General features: G+C 68.3%; 17 protein-coding genes. 10 read left to right on the top strand and 7 right to left on the bottom strand.

Annotated features, from left to right (window positions below; translation table 11 throughout):
• Positions 1-101: 101 nt before the first annotated feature.
• Positions 102-1,703, top strand: a complete 1,602-nt coding sequence (locus HUN07_RS26310; protein ID WP_254622691.1) for a long-chain fatty acid--CoA ligase — start codon at positions 102-104, stop codon at positions 1,701-1,703.
• 43 nt (positions 1,704-1,746) lie between these two features.
• Here the strand turns inward: HUN07_RS26310 and HUN07_RS26305 are convergent, their stop codons facing one another.
• Genes HUN07_RS26305 through HUN07_RS26295 form a run of 3 tightly spaced genes read right to left on the bottom strand, consistent with a single transcriptional unit; the run spans position 1,747 to position 3,207 of the window.
• Positions 1,747-2,436, bottom strand: a complete 690-nt coding sequence (locus HUN07_RS26305; RefSeq protein WP_174914197.1) for an SDR family oxidoreductase — start codon at positions 2,434-2,436, stop codon at positions 1,747-1,749.
• A gap of 22 nt (positions 2,437-2,458) precedes the next feature.
• The gene (locus tag HUN07_RS27225) at positions 2,459-2,830 is read right to left on the bottom strand and encodes a hypothetical protein (protein ID WP_254622690.1); all 372 of its coding nucleotides are present in this window, start codon (positions 2,828-2,830) and stop codon (positions 2,459-2,461) included.
• Positions 2,831-2,844: 14 nt separating this feature from the next.
• Positions 2,845-3,207, bottom strand: coding sequence for a hypothetical protein (locus HUN07_RS26295; protein WP_174914195.1), 363 nt, complete (start codon positions 3,205-3,207; stop codon positions 2,845-2,847).
• Positions 3,208-3,320: 113 nt separating this feature from the next.
• Here HUN07_RS26295 and HUN07_RS26290 point away from each other — a divergent pair, with 113 nt between their 5' ends.
• The 6 genes from HUN07_RS26290 to HUN07_RS26265 all read left to right on the top strand — a co-directional run bounded on the left by HUN07_RS26290 (position 3,321) and on the right by HUN07_RS26265 (position 8,276).
• Positions 3,321-3,782, top strand: a complete 462-nt coding sequence (locus tag HUN07_RS26290; RefSeq protein ID WP_174914193.1) for a MarR family winged helix-turn-helix transcriptional regulator — start codon at positions 3,321-3,323, stop codon at positions 3,780-3,782.
• Positions 3,779-4,201 (top strand): organic hydroperoxide resistance protein, encoded by a 423-nt coding sequence (locus HUN07_RS26285; protein ID WP_174914191.1) that lies wholly within the window; start codon positions 3,779-3,781, stop codon positions 4,199-4,201. Before HUN07_RS26290 ends, HUN07_RS26285 begins: the two co-directional genes overlap by 4 nt.
• 36 nt (positions 4,202-4,237) lie before the next feature.
• Positions 4,238-5,263: a PHP domain-containing protein gene (locus HUN07_RS26280; RefSeq protein ID WP_174914189.1), complete on the top strand. Its 1,026-nt coding sequence runs from the start codon at positions 4,238-4,240 to the stop codon at positions 5,261-5,263.
• 16 nt (positions 5,264-5,279) lie between these two features.
• Positions 5,280-6,617, top strand: coding sequence for a glucosylglycerate hydrolase (ggh, locus tag HUN07_RS26275; protein WP_114720168.1), 1,338 nt, complete (start codon positions 5,280-5,282; stop codon positions 6,615-6,617).
• A gap of 96 nt (positions 6,618-6,713) precedes the next feature.
• On the top strand, positions 6,714-7,448 hold the full coding sequence (locus HUN07_RS26270; RefSeq protein ID WP_174914187.1) for a glycoside hydrolase family 25 protein: 735 nt from the start codon (positions 6,714-6,716) through the stop codon (positions 7,446-7,448).
• 36 nt (positions 7,449-7,484) lie between these two features.
• Positions 7,485-8,276, top strand: a complete 792-nt coding sequence (locus tag HUN07_RS26265) for an SDR family NAD(P)-dependent oxidoreductase (protein WP_174914185.1) — start codon at positions 7,485-7,487, stop codon at positions 8,274-8,276.
• Between the two features lie 70 nt (positions 8,277-8,346).
• Here HUN07_RS26265 and HUN07_RS26260 read toward each other — a convergent pair whose 3' ends face one another.
• The 4 genes from HUN07_RS26260 to HUN07_RS26245 all read right to left on the bottom strand — a co-directional run bounded on the left by HUN07_RS26260 (position 8,347) and on the right by HUN07_RS26245 (position 14,017).
• Positions 8,347-10,440, bottom strand: a complete 2,094-nt coding sequence (locus HUN07_RS26260; protein WP_174914183.1) for a PhoX family protein — start codon at positions 10,438-10,440, stop codon at positions 8,347-8,349.
• A 204-nt stretch (positions 10,441-10,644) separates the two neighbouring features.
• On the bottom strand, positions 10,645-11,388 hold the full coding sequence (locus HUN07_RS26255) for an amino acid ABC transporter ATP-binding protein (protein WP_174914181.1): 744 nt from the start codon (positions 11,386-11,388) through the stop codon (positions 10,645-10,647).
• Positions 11,389-11,392: 4 nt separating this feature from the next.
• Positions 11,393-13,195, bottom strand: a complete 1,803-nt coding sequence (locus HUN07_RS26250; protein WP_174914179.1) for an ABC transporter substrate-binding protein/permease — start codon at positions 13,193-13,195, stop codon at positions 11,393-11,395.
• 27 nt (positions 13,196-13,222) lie between these two features.
• Complete coding sequence (locus HUN07_RS26245) at positions 13,223-14,017, bottom strand: LLM class F420-dependent oxidoreductase (protein WP_114720161.1); 795 nt, start codon at positions 14,015-14,017, stop codon at positions 13,223-13,225.
• Positions 14,018-14,103: 86 nt separating this feature from the next.
• On the opposite strand from HUN07_RS26245, the gene HUN07_RS26240 reads away from it, so the two are divergent.
• The 3 genes from HUN07_RS26240 (at position 14,104) to HUN07_RS26230 (ending at position 17,214) form a co-directional block, all read left to right on the top strand.
• A complete protein-coding gene (locus HUN07_RS26240) occupies positions 14,104-14,598 on the top strand; it encodes a nitroreductase family deazaflavin-dependent oxidoreductase (RefSeq protein ID WP_174914177.1) in 495 nt (164 codons plus the stop codon).
• Between the two features lie 100 nt (positions 14,599-14,698).
• Positions 14,699-15,793: an ABC transporter ATP-binding protein gene (locus HUN07_RS26235; protein ID WP_114720159.1), complete on the top strand. Its 1,095-nt coding sequence runs from the start codon at positions 14,699-14,701 to the stop codon at positions 15,791-15,793.
• Between the two features lie 134 nt (positions 15,794-15,927).
• Positions 15,928-17,214 (top strand): ABC transporter substrate-binding protein, encoded by a 1,287-nt coding sequence (locus tag HUN07_RS26230; protein ID WP_174914175.1) that lies wholly within the window; start codon positions 15,928-15,930, stop codon positions 17,212-17,214.
• Positions 17,215-17,228: the final 14 nt, after the last annotated feature.

Here is a 17,228-nt window from a genome sequence, read left to right as displayed (position 1 = left end):
GCCCCGTGTCCGGGTGTTTCCTCCGGACACCCGGCCCTGCCGTGATCAGTGCCGGATCTACGGCCGTCGAGTAATGCCCATCCCCGATCTAGGAGTTTTACGTGATCAATGGCTTGACCATGGATGACTACCCGTTGTCGCTGACCGCTGTGGTCGAGCGCGCCGAGCGTTTCCACAGTGGAAAGGACGTCGTTTCTCGTCGCCCCGACGGCAGCATTGCCCGGACCACTCTCGGGGCGTGTGCGCGGCGGGCGCGGCGGCTTGCCACCGCGCTGGCCGGTCTCGGTATCGGGGACGGTGACCGGGTGGCGACGCTGTTGTGGAATCAAGCGGAGCACCTCGAGATGTACTTCGCGGTCCCGGCGATGGGGGCGGTAGTCCACACACTCAACCCACGCCTGCATTCCGACGAGCTGGCCTTCATCGTCGGGGATGCGCAGGACCGGGTGATCGTGGTCGACGAGTCCCTGCTCGAGGTGTTCGACGGGTTCCGGTTCACGCACCAGTTCGACCATGTCATCGTCGTCTCCCATGGCGGTGCGGCACCAGCAGGAATGCTCGACTACGAGAGCCTGATCGATGAGGCCGAACCGATGCAGTGGCCTGTTCTCGACGAACGCCAAGCCGGCGCGATGTGTTACACGTCCGGCACCACCGGTCGACCGAAGGGCGTCGTGTACTCGCACCGGGCGCTGGTGCTTCATTCGATGGCCGCGGCACTGCCCGACGCTCTGGGCGTCTCGGTGCAGGACACGCTGCTGCCGGTGGTGCCGATGTTCCACGTCAACGCGTGGGGTCTGCCGTACGCAGCGGCGCTGCTCGGCGCGCGGCTCGTTCTACCCGGACCGAAGCTGGACCCGGTCAGTGTGCTCGACCTGATCGAGGCCGAGAAGGTCACCATGACTGCGGGGGTGCCGACGGTGTGGATGGCGATGCTCGACGCACTCGACTTCGAACCGCATCGTTGGGATCTGCGTCATCTCGACCGGTTGATCGTCGGTGGAGCGGCGGCGCCGCGCAGCCTGCTGGAGGGGTATGACCGTCACGGTCTGACCGTCGTCCAGGCGTGGGGAATGACCGAGACCGCGCCGGTCGGTACCGTCAGCCGCCTCCCGGTGGATCTGCGGGAAACTGCGGCCGACGAGCAGTATGCGTTCCGGGCCAGGCAGGGCGTCGCGATGCCGTTCTTCGACATCCGAGCGCGGAACGAGGACGACGGATTCATCGAGTGGGATGACGTCGCCATGGGTGAGCTGGAGGTTCGGGGACCCTGGGTGGCGGCTTCCTACCACAATGGTTCGGGCGCAGACAGTTTCACGGCTGACGGCTGGTTCCGCACCGGAGACATCGTCCGCATCGACCACCGCGGCTGCATCCGGATCTGTGACCGCTCCAAGGACCTGGTCAAGTCCGGTGGCGAGTGGATCTCCTCGGTCGATCTCGAAAACCACCTCATGGCACACCCGTCGGTGGCGGAGGCCGCGGTGATCGCCGTGCCCGATCCGCGGTGGGGTGAGCGTCCGTTGGCGGTGCTCGTGCTCCGGGACGGCCAGACCGCGGACCCGGAGCAGCTCCGTGAGCACCTGTCGGGTGAGTTTGCGCGGTGGCAGCTACCCGAGCGGTTCGAGTTCGTGTCCACCATTCCCAGAACGGCTACCGGCAAGTTCAAGAAGAGGGATCTGCGCGAGCAGTTCACCGCATGATCCAGTGGTCGTGAATATCCGAGGCAGGTGCGGGAGCGGCCAGTCAGTGCTGACTCGGCATCGGTCGCAGCACGATCTCGGTGGGGTGCGCGTCCCGGGGCGTCTCGACGGCGTTCCGGACCGCACCCGCCACCGTTTCCGGGGTGAGGAACTTGCCGGCGTCGTACTCGGCGCCCTCGGAGGCGACGATCGCGCGCTGCATGTCGGTGTCGATGCGCCCCGGGTGGATCGACGTGACCCGCAGCGTCGGCTCCTCGAGTCGCAACGCGTCCCCGAACGCGCGCAGCGCGAACTTGCTGGCGGCGTACGCGCCCCAACCCGCGTTGGCGCGCAGTCCCGAGCCCGAATTGATCAGCACGACATGCCCGTTCGCGGCGCGTAGCGCCGGCAGCAGCAACCGGGTGAGCTCGGCGACCGCGACGACGTTGGCCTCGAACGTCCGGTGCCACGTGTCGACCGACGTCTCCTCGATGGTTCCGATGTCCGCGACGCCGGCGTTGTGCACCAGGACGTCCAGTCGGTCGATGTCGGTGACCGCTTCGGCCACCGCGGCGTAGTCGGTGAGGTCCACTGGCCACGGGGCCGCGCCCAACTCCCCCGCGATCGGTTCGAGCGATTCGGCACTGCGGCCACCGAGGATCAGCTGGTGCGTGGGGGCCAGTTCGCGGGCGATCGCGGCACCGAGGCCGCGGCTACCGCCGGTGATCAGGGCTGTCGGGTGCGGTGTGGACATGCCCTCGAGGTTAGACCGAAGATCATCCCGCGGGTGAGGTGAGCGTCGGCGCGACGGTGGCGTGCGCGGGCAGTCCCGGGCCGCCCGGCAGCGGCGGACCCGGATTGTCGAACGGGCCGTTGCCGAACGGCCCCGGCGCGCCCGGGCCGTTGCCGTTGGTCGGCAGCGTCGTCTCGTGTTGCGGGATGTAGCCGAAGGAATCGGTCTGTTGCAGCCCCGTGTCCTCGGTCGTCGTCTGCGGCATCTGGGAGAAGGTCATCTGGGGGAAGGATTGGTTCGCGTCCTCGGTAGTGGCGAGCACGCTGATCGCGCCTGCGCCCAGCAGGGCCGTCGACACGGCCGCTGCGGCGACCACGAGCCGCCACCGTTCCCGTCGGCCTTCCTGTCCTGTCATGACATCGCCCCTCGTCAACCGGTGGGTGTGGTGAGTGTCGCCTCGGCGGGCAGTCGGCTGCCGCCGGGGAGGCTCGAGCCACCACCCAGTTCGAACGGGTCGTTCTCGATATTGCCACCCTCGGGTCCGATCGGATCGGTCTCGAGGGTCCTCTCGTGTTCGGGGATGTAGCCGAAGGAGTTCGTCTGTTGCAGTCCGCTCGAATCCTCGGGGTCGGTTTCTTCGGTTTCTTCGGTTTCGTCCTTGGTGGTCGGTAGTCCAGGATTCGAGTCGATGTTGTCGTCGCATCCGGTGATCGCACCGCCGAGTAGCCCGGCCGCGACCGCTGCGGCCGCTACGAGCATCCGATTGCGCTGTTCGTGCTTCTGATGCCTCATCGTCATGCCTTTCGCGCCGGAAGAGTCGGCACTCTGCTTCCAGCATGGCACCGTCGAGCCCAGCGCGCAGATTTATGTTGTGCACAACATTATTGTGGTCTACCTTCGGGGGTGTGACTGACGATCTGGCGCTCGACCGGCAGGTGTGCTTCGCGCTGTACTCGGCCTCCCGTGCCACCACTGCTGCCTACCGGACCCTGCTCGCCGACCTGGACATCACCTACCCGCAGTACCTCGTGATGCTGGTGCTGTGGGAGCGGGACGGGCGCGGCGTCCAGGAGATCTGCGACGCTCTCCAGCTCGACACCGGCACGTTGTCGCCGCTGCTCAAACGGCTCGAGGTCGCCGGGCTCGTCGACCGGAAGCGGCTGGCCGGCGACGAGCGACGGGTCACCGTCCGACTCACCGACGCCGGAGCCGCACTGCGCGCACGGGCGTCCGACATCCCGGCCCGTCTCGCACGGGCCACCGGCCTGAGCGGGCCGGACCTCGGACGGCTGCGCGACGTCCTCATGGGCGTCGGTCGAAATCTGCACTCCACCGAGTTCGACATCGACCGAGAAGAGGCATCGTGAACATCGTCTACACCGCAGAGGCACTGGCCACGGGCGAGGGTCGCAACGGCCGCGCCCGCACGTCCGACGGCCGGTTGGACCTGGATCTGGCGATCCCGCAGGAAATGGGTGGCAGCGGTAACGGCACCAACCCCGAGCAGCTGTTCGCCGCCGGGTACGCCGCGTGCTTCCACTCGGCACTCCAACTGGTCGCTCGCCAGGCCGACGCCGACACCACCGATTCCGCTGTCGGCGCGCGGGTCGGTATCGGCCCCAACGGTTCCGGTGGCTTCGGTCTGGCGGTGACACTCGAGATCTCGCTGCCGCACCTGGACCGTGGCGAGGCGCTCGCACTCACCGAGAAGGCGCACGAGGTGTGCCCGTACTCGAACGCGACGCGCGGCAACATCGAGGTCACCCTGACCGTCACCGACGAATAGGTCCTGTCCCCGCGGTTCGCGGGGCACCATGGAGACATGGCGAACCCGGACCCGGTGCAGGCGCTGCGCGAGGTCGCGTTCTGGCTCGAGCGCGGCCGCGCCGACACGTACCGCGTGCGGGCGTATCGGCGGGCGGCGGACGTGGTCGCGGGGCTCACCGAGAGTGAGCGGGAGGCGCGTCAGCGCGGCGGCGGGTGGACCGGACTGCCCGGTCTGGGTGCGAAGACCGCGGCCATCGTCGAGCAGGCGATGTCCGGGAACGTCCCCGACTACCTGCGGGAACTGTGTGACGCGGCCGAGCCGATCGGGTACGGCGGTGACCTGCAGCCGGCGCTGCGCGGCGACCTGCACGTGCACTCGGACTGGTCCGACGGTGGCAGCCCCATCGACGAGATGATGCGGACGGCCGCCGGCCTCGGGCACGAATACTGCGCGCTCACCGACCATTCGCCGCGGCTGACGGTCGCGAACGGGTTGTCGCCCGAGCGCCTGCGGGACCAGCTCGCGATGGTGCGCGATCTCAACCGGGAGCTGTCGCCCTTCCGGATCCTCACCGGCATCGAGGTCGACATCCTGGATGACGGTGCGCTGGACCAGGATTCGGACCTTCTGGACGAACTCGACGTGGTGGTGGCGAGCGTGCACTCGCATCTGCGCGCCGACCGCGGCGAGATGACCAGGCGCATGCTCGGCGCGGTGCGGAACCCGCGCGTGAACGTGTTGGGCCACTGCACCGGCCGGCTCGTCGAGGGCAAGCGCGGTAACCGGCCGGAGTCGAAGTTCGACGCCGAGAAGGTGTTCCAGGCGTGCCGCGACCACGACGTCGCGGTCGAGATCAACAGCCGGCCCGAGCGCCGCGATCCACCGAGCCGGTTGATCGATCTGGCCGTCGACATCGGGTGTCTGTTCTCGATCGACACCGACGCGCACGCGCCGGGACAGTTGGCCTGGCAGGGGCTGGGGTGCGAGCGCGCGATCCGCTGCGGCGTCGAGGCCGATCGGGTCGTGAACACGTGGCCGGCGGACGACCTGCTCACCTGGACGCGCGCGTTCGCCGGGTGAGTCGCAGAATGGGACGATGATCGACCCCGGATTCACTCCGACGCAGCTCGCGGCCCGCGCCGCCTACCTCCTGCGCGGCAACGACCTGGGGGCGATGACGACCGCGGCCCCGCGGCTGTATCCGCACATGTGGAGCTGGGACGCGGCGTTCGTCGCGGTCGGTCTCGCGCCGCTGTCCGTCGAACGGGCCGTCGTCGAACTCGACACGTTGCTGTCGGCGCAGTGGGCCAACGGAATGATCCCGCACATCGTGTTCGCGAACGGAGTGGACGGGTACTTCCCGGGGCCGGCGCGCTGGGCGTGCCGGGAACTGGCGGGGTACGCGCCGATCGGGATCGACACGTCCGGCATCATGCAGCCGCCGGTGCACGCGATCGCGGTGCAGCGGATCCTCGATCACTCCCGGCGACACGGCCGGACCACCCGGGCGGTCGCGGAGGAGTTCCTGGACCGGCGGTGGCCGGACCTGATGCGTTGGCACCGGTGGCTCGCGCACGCCCGTGATCGCGACGGCGCCGGCCGCGTCACGCTCTACCACGGCTGGGAGTCCGGAATGGACAATTCGCCCCGATGGGATGCCGCCTACGCCAACGTGATTCCCGGTCCCGTCCCGCCGTACCGGCGCGAGGACGTCACGGTCGTCACCGACGTCTCGCAGCGTCCCAGCAACGGCGAGTACGACCGCTACCTGTGGCTGCTCGAGGAGATGAAGAGCGTCCGGTACGACGACGACGCGCTGGCCGAGAAGATGAGCTTCGCGGTGGAGGACGTGTTCGTCAGTGCCGTGTTCGCGCTGGCGTGCGACGTGCTCGCGGTGATCGGGGAGGAGCATTCGCGTCCCAACGCCGATGTCCGCGAACTGCACTACTGGGCCGACCACTTCCGTAAGGGTGTCGCGGCGACGACCGACGAGCGGACGGGCGCGGCGCGGGACTTCGACGTGCGCACCGGTCGGTGGATCGGTACCGAGACGATCGCGATGTTCGCACCGCTGCTGTGCGGCGGGTTGGATCGCCACGCCGAACGGGCCCTGCTGCACACGTTCGAGGGGCCCCGCTTCTGCACGCACCCGGATCTGCGGTACGCGGTCCCGCCGTCCACGTCGCCCGTGTCCCGCGATTTCCGGCCCCGCGAGTACTGGCGGGGCCCGGTGTGGCCGGTGATGACGTGGTTGTTCTCGTGGGCGTTCGCGCGCCGCGGGTGGGCGGAGCGGTCGTTGATGTTGCGGGCGGAGGGGCTGCGGCAAGCCGCCGACGGCAGTTTCGCCGAATACTACGAGCCGTTCACTGGCGAACCCCTCGGCAGCATGCAGCAGTCGTGGACGGCGGCCGCGGTGCTGGACTGGCTCGGTTAGTACACGGTTTCGAACGCGCCTGTGAAGTGACTGGGAGAAGATGAACACTGGATCGAAATCGGCGCGCGCGGTGAGGAAGTCGTTTAGTCTCGGGCAATGCCGAGGAACCGTCGTCGATCCCTTCCGCGTGTCGCTGCCCTCCTTCTGGCGGGAGCGGTGACAGTCGCAGCACCCGCCGTCGCGGTGGCGAACCCGCAGGGCGTCGACGTGGCGTCGTGGCAGCACCCGAACGGTGCTCCCATCAACTGGTCGGCGGTGCGCGGGGCGGGGTACGAATTCGGGATGGTCAAGGCCACCGAGGGCCTGTTCTACACCAACCCGCACTTCGCGCAGGATTCCATCGCGATGCGGCTCGCGGGTGTGGCACGCGGCGCCTACCACTACGCGGATCCGTCGGCCTCGCCCGAGGCGCAGGCGGCGTTCTTCGCGGCGAACGCGCTCGCCGTCAACCAGATCGGCGGACTACCGCCCGTCCTGGATCTCGAGAGCACCGGAGGCCTCGCGGCACCGCAGTTGATCGACTGGACCCGCCGCTACCTCAACGCCGTGCAGGGTCTCACCGGCCGCACCCCGATCATCTACACGTACCCCAACTTCTGGCGCACCGCGATGGCCAACACCACCGAGTTCTCGAACTACCCGCTGTGGATCGCGGACTACAACGGCGGCAACGCCCCCGGGCCACTGCCGGGAGGCTGGCGGAACTGGGCGTTCTGGCAGTACACCGACAGCGGCCGGATCCCGGGCGTCAACGCCGCCATCGACCTCAACGTCTACAGCGGATCGATGGGCGACATCAACATGTACGCCCGCAACTTCTTCGGCAGCTGACCGCGCGCTGACCCGTTTTCGGGGAGAGTGGCCGGCATGACCAAGAAATTGAGCGGCAAGACCGCAATCGTGCTCGGGGTGGCGCCCGGCAACGTCGGGCACGCGATCGCCCGCCGCTTCGTCGACGACGGTGCCGCAGTGCTGATTGCGGGTCGGCGCCCGGACGCGCTGGCGTCCGTTGCTGAGGACATCGGCGCGCAGTGGCAGCAGTGTGACATCACGTCGGAGTCGGACCTGGACGCGCTCGTCGCCACCGCCCTGGAGCGGCTCGGCCGCATCGACGTCGGCGTCAACGCGACCGGGTGGGGTCTGCTGACCCCGTTCGAGGACACCACGCGCGAGGATCTCGAGAAGATGGCGGCGGTCCAGTTCACCGGGCCGTTCCAACTCTTCCAGCGACTCGTCGCGAATATGGCGGACGGCGGTTCGATCATCCAGATCTCCTCGGTCACCGCGTCGATCATGTTCGAGAACCATGCCGCCTACATGGGTACCAAGGCCGGCATCGACCACGTCATCCGTTGTGTCGCCAACGAATACGGTCACCGCGGGATCCGGGCGAACTCCATTGCCCCGGGTGGCGTCGCGGACGCCCCGATGTCGGGTGGCGGGCTGAACTACCCGCCGATCCGGTCGCTCTACCTTCGCGAGATCCCGCTCGGGCGGGTCGGCGTCGCCGAAGATGTCGCGAACGTGGCGGCGTGGCTCGCCGGTGACGAATCCGCCTTCGTCACGGGCCAGGTGGTGCAGGTGAGCGGCGGGCAGACGCTGCGACGCAATCCCTCGATCGCCGACCTGGCCGGTGCAATCTCGGTGGAACAGGCGTAACCGAAGACACCGCGATGGGGTGGAGGACGCGAGTCCTCCACCCCATCTGCATGTTCGGACGCGGGTGCGGCTAGAGGCCGATCCGTCCGCCACCGGACTTCCAGACCGCCACCACGGACGGCCGCGGCTGCGCGGTGCCGCCGTCGGGCCAGTGCGACGACGGTGACTCGATGCTGGCGCCGTCGGTCTCACCGGGGTGCTGCACGCACACGACGACGCGCTTCTCGTCGACGATCGGGCCGCACGTCTCGGCGCCGATCGGCACCGTGAGGAACTGCTTCGTCTCGCCGCGGCGGTCCCCCTCCAGGACGACCGAGAACAGGCCGTCGTTGGACTTGAGGGCGTTGCCGTCGGTGGAGATCCACAGGTTGCCGTGCGGGTCGAACGCGAGGTTGTCCGGGCACGAGATGGGGCTCACCTGCGACTTGTCGAAGCCACCGAAGTACGTGTCGGCGGTCGCGGGATCGCCGCACACCAGCAGCAGATTCCACGTGAACGACGTGCCGGCGTGCTGGTCGTCGATCTCGAGGACCTGGCCGTTCTTGTTGTTGTTGCGCGGGTTCGCGGTGTCGGCGGGCGCCTTGCCTTCCTCGCCGCGCTTGGTGTTGTTGGTGAGGGCCACGTAGACCTTGCCGGTCTTGGGGTTGGGCTCGAAGTCCTCGGGACGGTCCATCTTGGTGGCGCCCACCTTGTCGCCCGCGAGGCGGGTGAACACGGCCACCTCGTCGGCGCTCATGCCGGCGACGAGCGACTCGCCACGGCCGTCGTCGCCGGTGCGCAGCAGCGGAATCCACTCCCCCTTACCGGCGAACACACCGGACGGCGGCAGCGTGCCCGAGCCGTCGATCGCGTCGGGCGCGTCGCCGGTGAGCTTCGCGACGTACAGCGTTCCGGCGTCGAGCAGGGTCATGTTGTGGCGCATCGCGGCCTGGCTGTTGCCGGGCTGCATCTTGCGGGACGAGACGAACTTGTACATGTAGTCGAACCGCTCGTCGTCGCCGCTGTACGCGACGACGGTGCCGTCGGAGGTGACGTGGATGGTCGCGGCCTCGTGCTTGAACCGGCCCAGCGCGGTGTGCTTGACCGGGGTCGACGACGCATCCCACGGGTTCACCTCGACCACCCAGCCGAAGCGGTGCACCTCGTTGGGCTCGGCCACCACGTCGAAGCGCGGGTCGACGCGCTCCCACTTGCGCTCGGACGCGTCGCCCTCGACGCCGTAGCGCTTGAGGTGCGCCGCGGCCGTCGGGTCGGTCACCCGGGCCGCTCCCGCGAAGTACTGGTTGAAGTTCTCCTCGCCGGAAAGCACAGTGCCCCAAGGGGTGAGGCCACCGGAGCAGTTGTTGAGCGTGCCCTTCACCAGGGTGCCGGTGGGGTCCGCGGACGTCTTCAGCAGCGCGCTGCCCGCGGCAGGCCCGGTCACGGTGAACTCGGTGAGGGCGGTGATCCGTCGGTTGTACGAGCCGAACTTCGGTGTGAGACGGCCGGATCCGGCCTCACCCTGCACCTCGACGACGGACAGGCCGTGATTGGCCCAGCCGATCCGCACCTGCTCGGCGGTGGGGTTCTCCTTGTCGTAGCCGCGGAACATGAACGGCTCGGTGGAGTACTCGTGGTTGACCACCAGCAGGTACGCGTGCGGGCGGCCCTCGATCGGCAGCAGGCCCGCGAAGTCGTTGTTGAAACCGAACTGCTTCTCGGCGGAGGCGGCGGTCTGGTTGTCGAAGTCGAACGCGGGCGCGTCGGCGAACAGCGGATCGCCCCAACGGATCACGACGGACTGCTCGTACCCGGTCGGGACCGTGAGGGCGTCCAGCTTGTTGGGCGCGACCGGCGTGAAGTTCGTGCCGGCGGCGGCGGAGCCGGACGCGGAACCGGATCCGAGCGACCCGGTGTCGAGCGAACCGGGGGCGGCGGTCGCGGTGCCGTCGGAGCACGCAGCGAGCACGCTGCCGGCGCCGACCGCGAGGACGGCCGCCGCGCCACCCCGCAGAACTCCGCGGCGGGTGACCGCGCCGCGCACGATGTCGCCGAAGTACTCACCGGGCGAATCGTTGGGAACGTCGTGCGCACAGGCATTTCCGCACTTGTACTGGCAGGTGATCGACGCACGTGAGGACATGCCGTCGTGCTTGACGAACAGTGCGAGGGGTTTGAGGCTCACCGTGGACTCCCGAAGTCGGAAACGGAAACGCCGACACGCGTCGGCAACGCACGCACCGTAGAAGCCGGGAACGAGCCGTCGGCGACGCCCGGGTGAACGGCGGGCCAACAGCGATCGGAGGTTGGGTGTCTCCTGCTCAGCCGCCGGGTGTGAGCTGCCCGTCCTCGGTGAACCACGAAGTCCGAACCCCATCCGCGGATCACCTCAGAGAACCTCGGACAGGAATGCCTGCAGACGGGGAGTCGCGGGCTTGTCGAACATTTGGTCGGGCACGCCGGATTCGACGACGACGCCCCGATCCATGAACATCACCGTGTCCGACACCGACCGCGCGAACCCCATCTCGTGTGTCACCACCACCATGGTCATGCCGGTGGTCGAGAGGTCGGCCATCAACGCCAGCACACCCTTGACCAGTTCGGGATCGAGCGCCGAGGTGGCCTCGTCGAAGAACATCACCTGGGGCTTCATCGCGAGGGCCCGGGCGATCGCGACGCGTTGCTGCTGGCCGCCGGACAAGTTTCCGGGCCGGGAATCGGCCTTGTTGGCCAGGCCCACCAACTCGAGCTGTTCGAGCGCCAGTTGTCGCGCCGCGTCCCTCGACAGCTTCTTCAGCTTGCGGGGTCCGAGGGCGATGTTGTCGGCAACGGTCTTGTGCGGGAACAGGTTGAAGTGCTGGAACACCATCCCGATCCGCTGGCGCAGATGATCCGGATTGTCGGCCAGCACCGAACGTCCGTCCAGCAGAATGTCGCCCGCGTTCGGTTCGTGCAGCCGGTTGAGGACCCGCAGCAGGGTCGACTTGCCCGACCCCGACGGCCCGATCACGGTCACGGTCTTGCCGGCGTCGACGTGCAGGTCCACCCCGCGCAGCACCTTGCTGGTGCCGAACGCCAGGTGCAGCCCGGTCCCGGTGAGGGACACCGACTCGGTCACGATGTCGCCCATTCCGTCAGCCCCTCTCCACCACGATGGCCTGATCGAGGTCGTCGAGGGTGCCCGAGGTGTCGGCGCGTCCGGTCCGCAGCCGCCGGTCGATGTAGTTCACCAGGTGCGTCAACGGGATCGTGAGCGCCAGGTAGAACAGGCCGGCGGCCACGAGCGGCGACAGGTTCCCGGTCTGGGCGTTGAGATCCCGGCCCACGGCGAACAGTTCCCGCTGGGTCACCAACAGGCCCAGGAAATAGATCAGCGAGGAGTCCTTGATCAACGAGATGAACTGGTTCATCAACGCCGGCAGCACCCGTCGCACGCCCTGCGGGATCACCACGAGCACCATCGACCGTCGATACGAGAAGCCGAGGGCCCGAGCGGCTTCCATCTGTCCGGGCTCGACGCTCTGGATCCCGGACCGGAAGATCTCGCCGATGTACGCGGCGGCCAGCAGTGACAGCGCCGCCGCGCCCAGCCAGTACGGGTTGTTCCCGGTGAGCCCCTTGAGCACCGGTCCGACGCCGAGGCCGACGAGCAGGATGATGACGACCGCGGGCAGGCCGCGGAAGATGTCGGTGTAGATCCGGGCGGGCCAGCGCAGCCAGCGGGTCCGGGATATCCCGGCGACCGCGAGCAGCATGCCGAGCACCGTGCCGGCGATGCCCGACGACAGCGCCAGGATCAGGGTGTTCGGGAGGCCGGTGCGGAGCAGGTCTGGAAAGGCGCGCTTGTACAGCTCCCAGTTGAAGAACGTGTCGCCGAGCTGCTGCAGCGTCGATTTCGGTTGCACCGCGACCGGTTCGGACTCGCTTCCCCTCTCCGCCGCGAGCGCCGCGAAGTCCGGCAGCACGGGTGGCGGGGCGGCCTTGCTGCCCGGCTTCCACCCTGCGGGCAGTTCGCGCGGCACCCAGTCCGAGTACAGCTGCGCCCATGTTCCGTCCGCGATCGCCGCGTCGAGCCCCGAGTTCAGGGCGTCGAGCAGCGGCTGGTTGCCCTTCGCGACCGCCCAGCCCACATAGTTGTTGAGGCTGAAGGTGTTCTGCACGATCGACGCCGGATCCCCGGGCGCGATCGCGCCCGCCGCCTGCTGCGACGGCGCCACCCACGCATCGATCTGGCCGGTCTTGAGATTCGCGTACGCGGTGTTGTAGTCGGGGAACTTCACCGGATCGAGGTGCAGGGTGTTGACGACATAGTCGTCCTGCACGGTGCCCTGCACCACCCCGATGCGCACCGAGGAGTTCAGGTCCGAGAAGCCCTTGATCGCACTCCCGTTCGGCACCACCAGGGAGAAGTAGCCGAAGTCGTAGCCGTTGGTGAACCCGACGAGTTCGCGGCGGGCATCGGTGGTGGTGATCGACGACGACCCGACGTCGAACCGGTGACCCGCGACCTGCGCCAACAGCCCGGCGAAGTCGGTGCCGACGAACTGGATCTCGAGCCCCAGCTTCTGGGCCACCGACCGCAACAGCTCGTTGTCGAAGCCGGTGAAGACGTTGTGGGAGTTGACGCAGATGCTCGGCGGGGCGTCCGACAGGGTGCCGACGGTGAGGGTGCCGGGTTTGACCAGGTTCAACTTCGACGTGTCGATGCTGCCGAGCGGCAGCGTGTTCGGGGTCGTGTACTTGTCCTCCGCGGCCGCGGAGGCAGCGGTGTCCAGGTTGGCCGGCAGGGTCGTGGCGCTCGCGGGGCCGGGCGGCGAGCACAGGTCCGACGGGGTCGACGAGTTGTCGGACGAGCACGCCGCCAGCACCAGCACGGGCAGCAGTACCACCAGCAGCACCGCCACCGCTCGGGATCCGAGGCGGTCGGCGGCGGTCATCGAATCCCCCTGGGGTTTCGTCCCGGGCTACGCGAGCCCGGACAGTTGCGGTGGGGTGTGCTCGTCGCGCCACGCGATGGCCTCGCGCAGGCTGGTCAGGTCGTAGTCGGGTCCGCTGCAGTTGGCGGTGAACAGCGTGACGCCGATATCGACGTAGGCCGCCGCGAGATCCGTGCCCGGCCACCACGTGGAGTGCTCGATCTCGTGCGGGTCCCGCTGGACGTCGCCGCAGTGCTCGCCGAGGATCGCGGACTTGCGGGCGAACTCGTCCCGATCGCCGAACCCGTGCCAGATGTCGGCGTACTCGGCCACCAGGCGCAGCGTCTTCTTCTCGCCGCTACCGCCGATCAGGATCGGAATGTGCCGGGTGGGAGCCGGATTGAGCTTGCCGAGACGTCCCGTGATGCGGGGCAGGTACTCCCCCAGCAGCTTGATCCGGGATCCGGGGGTGCCGAACTCGTAGCCGTACGCGTCGTAGTCCTTCTCGAACCAGCCGGCGCCGATCCCGAGGATCAGGCGTCCGCCGCTGATGTGGTCGACGGTGCGGGCCATGTCCGCCAGCAGATCCGGGTTGCGGTAGCCGGCGCAGCTCACCAGCGTGCCGATCTCCACCCGCTCGGTCTGCTCGGCCCACGCGCCCAGCATGGTCCAGCACTCGAAGTGCGCGCCTTCCTGATCGCCGTACAGCGGGAAGAAGTGGTCCCAGTTGAAGACGACATCGGCCCCGGCGTCCTCGGCGCGCAGGACCGCGTCGCGGATCTTGCCGTAGTCGGGGGCGTGCTGCGGCTGCAGCTGCAGGCCGATCCGGACAGGTCGGGTCATGGGGGCTCCTTCGCGCCGGGACTCGCATCTCACGGTATCCCCGTCATGGGCCCGTCGCACAGAGATGGGGGGAGCACACTGGAGGCGTGCGGATCAACGAACGCCCGACGTCGCCCACCGGCTTCAAACGCCGATTCCTCCGGATGCCGATCCAGCTGTACCGGTGGCATCTCGGCGGGCTGCTCGGGCACCGGTTCCTCCTCCTCGAACATCTCGGCCGGCGCAGCGGCAAGACGCGGCAGGTGGTGCTCGATGTCGTCAACCACGACGAGGTCGGTGACGGCGCCCCCGACGGTTACGTCGTTGCGGCCGGGTTCGGGACGAAGTCCGACTGGTACCGGAACCTGACCGCACATCCACGCGCGCGGGTGCAGGTGGGGCGCCGGACGGTGGACGTCGAGGCCGACTTCCTCGGAACCGAGGAGGGCGGCGACCTCATGGCGCGGTACGGCACCGAGCACCCGAAACTCGGCCTCCGGCTGTGCACCACGATGGGTTTCGACGTCGACGGCAGCGCGGCCGACTTCCGGGAGGCGGGCCGGCACATCCACTTCGTGCGACTGCGACCGGTGCGCGGCTGACCCCGCACGCCCCCTGCGACGCCTATGCTGTGCCCGCACATCCGTGCACCCTCACTCGGATCGTCCGGCACGTTCCTGCCGGTGAAGGGACCGCTCCACCATGGCTTCGGTGACATTCGACAAGACCACGTGCCTGTTCCCCGGCGCGACCACTCCCGCGGTCGACAAGCTCGACCTGCACATCGAGGACGGCGAGTTCCTCGTGCTGGTCGGCCCGTCGGGCTGCGGCAAGTCCACCTCGCTGCGCATGCTCGCGGGGCTCGAGGAGGTGTACGACGGGCGCATCCTCATCGGCGACCGCGACGTCACCGGCCAGGAGCCCAAGGAGCGGGACATCGCGATGGTGTTCCAGAACTACGCGCTCTACCCGCACATGTCCGTCGCCGAGAACATGGGCTTCGCGCTCAAGCTCGCGAAGACGCCCAAGGACGAGATCAAGCGCCGCGTGCAGGACGCCGCGAAGATGCTCGACCTCGAGCCGTACCTCGAACGCAAGCCCAAGGCGCTGTCCGGCGGCCAGCGGCAGCGCGTCGCGATGGGCCGTGCGATCGTCCGGCAGCCGCAGGTGTTCCTCATGGACGAGCCGTTGTCGAACCTGGACGCGAAGCTGCGCGTGCAGACCCGCACCCAGATCGCGCAGCTGCAGCGCCGGCTCGGCACCACCACCGTGTACGTCACGCACGACCAGGTGGAGGCCATGACGATGGGCGACCGGGTCGCGGTGCTCAAGGACGGCATCCTGCAGCAGTGCGCGCCGCCCCGTGAGCTCTACAGCCGTCCCGTCAACCAGTTCGTCGCCGGATTCATGGGCTCGCCGTCGATGAACATGCTGACGTTGCCGCTCACCGACGGTGGCGTGCAGTTGGGTGACGCGGTGATCCCGGTTTCCCGTGAAACCATCGCGGAGATCCCCGAGGGTCAGGTCGTGCTCGGTATCCGTCCCGAACATCTCGAGCCGGTGACGGAAAGCTCCGCCGGGGGCCCGGGCATCCCGCTCGACGTGGACGTCGTCGAGGAACTCGGCGCCGACGCCTTCGTCTACGGACGTACCGGACTGGGTGGTCCCGGCGAGCACAATTTTGTCGCCAGGACGGACTGGCGCAACCCTCCGGCCCGTGGTGAACGGGTGAACCTGCACGTCGACCCGTCCGAGGTGCATCTGTTCTCGGTCACCGACGGCCGCCGGCTCGGGTGACCCTTACCGATCCAGTCCGGGGGTAATGACCGAAATTTGTCCCGGTCCGTGCCAGAGTAAGCGGCGACATATGCCTCGGTCCGGCGGAGTTCACGTCCGTGGAGGGCCGGAGACGTCTATCTGAAAGGTGGACCATGCGTTCTTTCAAGACGCGCACGCGGGTTGCCGTCGCGGCTTCGGCCGTCGCGCTGCTCGCGATCGCCGGCTGCTCGAGTGACAGCGACGGCGGCAGCGCCAGCGTCGACGACGCCGTCAAGCAGAACCTCGACGGCCGCGGTGCGATCTCGTTCGCGATGGGCAAGAACGACACCGACAAGCTGCAGCCGGTGATCGACAAGTGGAATGCGGCCAACCCGGACGAGAAGGTCTCCCTCAAGGAACTGCCCGGTGAGGCCGACGACCAGCGCAACAAGCTGGAGCAGTCGCTGCAGGCCGGCAACGCCGACTACGACGTGATGGCTCTCGACCTGGTCTGGACCGCCGGTTTCGCCGCGAACGGCTGGCTGCAGCCGCTCGAGGGCAACCTCGCGATCGACACCGCGCCGCTGCTGCCGGCGACGGTCGAGTCCGCGACCTACCGGGGCACGCTGTACGCCGCGCCGCAGAACACCAACGCGCAGCTGCTGTACTACCGCACCGACCTCACCCCCACGGCCCCCGCGGACTGGAAGGCGCTCACCGACAGCTGCCAGGTCGCCAAGGACAAGGGCGTCCAGGACTGCATGGTCACCCAGCTCAAGCAGTACGAGGGCCTGACCGTCAACACCACGCAGTTCATCAACTCGTGGGGCGGCGCGGTCGTCGGCGCCGACGGCAGCACCCCCGAGGTGGACTCGCCGCAGTCCAAGGCCGGCATGCAGGCCATGGTCGACGCCTACCAGGCCGGACAGATCGCGAAGCGCTCGACGGGCTTCACCGAGGAGGAGACCAACCTCGCGTTCGTCGGCGGCGAGGCGATGTACGCCTACAACTGGCCGTACATGTGGGACAACGCCGAGAAGGACGGTTCGAAGGTGAAGGGCAACGTCGCAGTTGCTCCGATCGTCGGACCGACCGGCGCCGGCGCGTCCACGCTGGGCGGCTACAACAACGGCATCAACGTCTTCTCCAAGAACAAGGCGACCGCGCGTGACTTCGTCGCGTTCGTCCAGAACGAGGAGAATCAGATGTCGTTCGCGGACGCGTCGTTCCCGCCGGTCCTGAAGTCGGTCTACGACGACCCGGCCCTGATCGCCAAGTACCCGTACCTGCCGGCGCTCAAGTCTGCGCTGGAGAACGCCAAGCCGCGTCCGGTCACGCCGTACTACACCGCCATCTCCAAGGCGATCCAGGACAACGCGAGTGCCGCCCTCAACGGCAAGGTGACGGTCGACCAGGCCGCGACCGACATGACCGCGGCGATCAAGAACGCGGCCAAGTAACCGCCGTTCGAACA

The sequence above is a fragment of the Rhodococcus sp. W8901 genome (genome assembly GCF_013348805.1).
Lineage (GTDB): Bacteria > Actinomycetota > Actinomycetes > Mycobacteriales > Mycobacteriaceae > Prescottella.
The sequence above is the reverse complement of the archived record's forward strand: the minus strand, read 5'-3'. Positions and strand labels throughout refer to the sequence as shown.

Coding starts and splice junctions, on each gene's coding strand:
- HUN07_RS26305 (WP_174914197.1), bottom strand. CDS start 2,436: ATGTCCACACCGCACCCGACAGCCCTGATCACCGGCGGTAGCCGCGGC.
- ggh (WP_114720168.1), top strand. CDS start 5,280: ATGATCGACCCCGGATTCACTCCGACGCAGCTCGCGGCCCGCGCCGCC.
- HUN07_RS26250 (WP_174914179.1), bottom strand. CDS start 13,195: ATGACCGCCGCCGACCGCCTCGGATCCCGAGCGGTGGCGGTGCTGCTG.
- HUN07_RS26265 (WP_174914185.1), top strand. CDS start 7,485: ATGACCAAGAAATTGAGCGGCAAGACCGCAATCGTGCTCGGGGTGGCG.
- HUN07_RS27225 (WP_254622690.1), bottom strand. CDS start 2,830: ATGACAGGACAGGAAGGCCGACGGGAACGGTGGCGGCTCGTGGTCGCC.
- HUN07_RS26235 (WP_114720159.1), top strand. CDS start 14,699: ATGGCTTCGGTGACATTCGACAAGACCACGTGCCTGTTCCCCGGCGCG.
- HUN07_RS26295 (WP_174914195.1), bottom strand. CDS start 3,207: ATGAGGCATCAGAAGCACGAACAGCGCAATCGGATGCTCGTAGCGGCC.
- HUN07_RS26230 (WP_174914175.1), top strand. CDS start 15,928: ATGCGTTCTTTCAAGACGCGCACGCGGGTTGCCGTCGCGGCTTCGGCC.
- HUN07_RS26280 (WP_174914189.1), top strand. CDS start 4,238: ATGGCGAACCCGGACCCGGTGCAGGCGCTGCGCGAGGTCGCGTTCTGG.
- HUN07_RS26270 (WP_174914187.1), top strand. CDS start 6,714: ATGCCGAGGAACCGTCGTCGATCCCTTCCGCGTGTCGCTGCCCTCCTT.
- HUN07_RS26245 (WP_114720161.1), bottom strand. CDS start 14,017: ATGACCCGACCTGTCCGGATCGGCCTGCAGCTGCAGCCGCAGCACGCC.
- HUN07_RS26255 (WP_174914181.1), bottom strand. CDS start 11,388: ATGGGCGACATCGTGACCGAGTCGGTGTCCCTCACCGGGACCGGGCTG.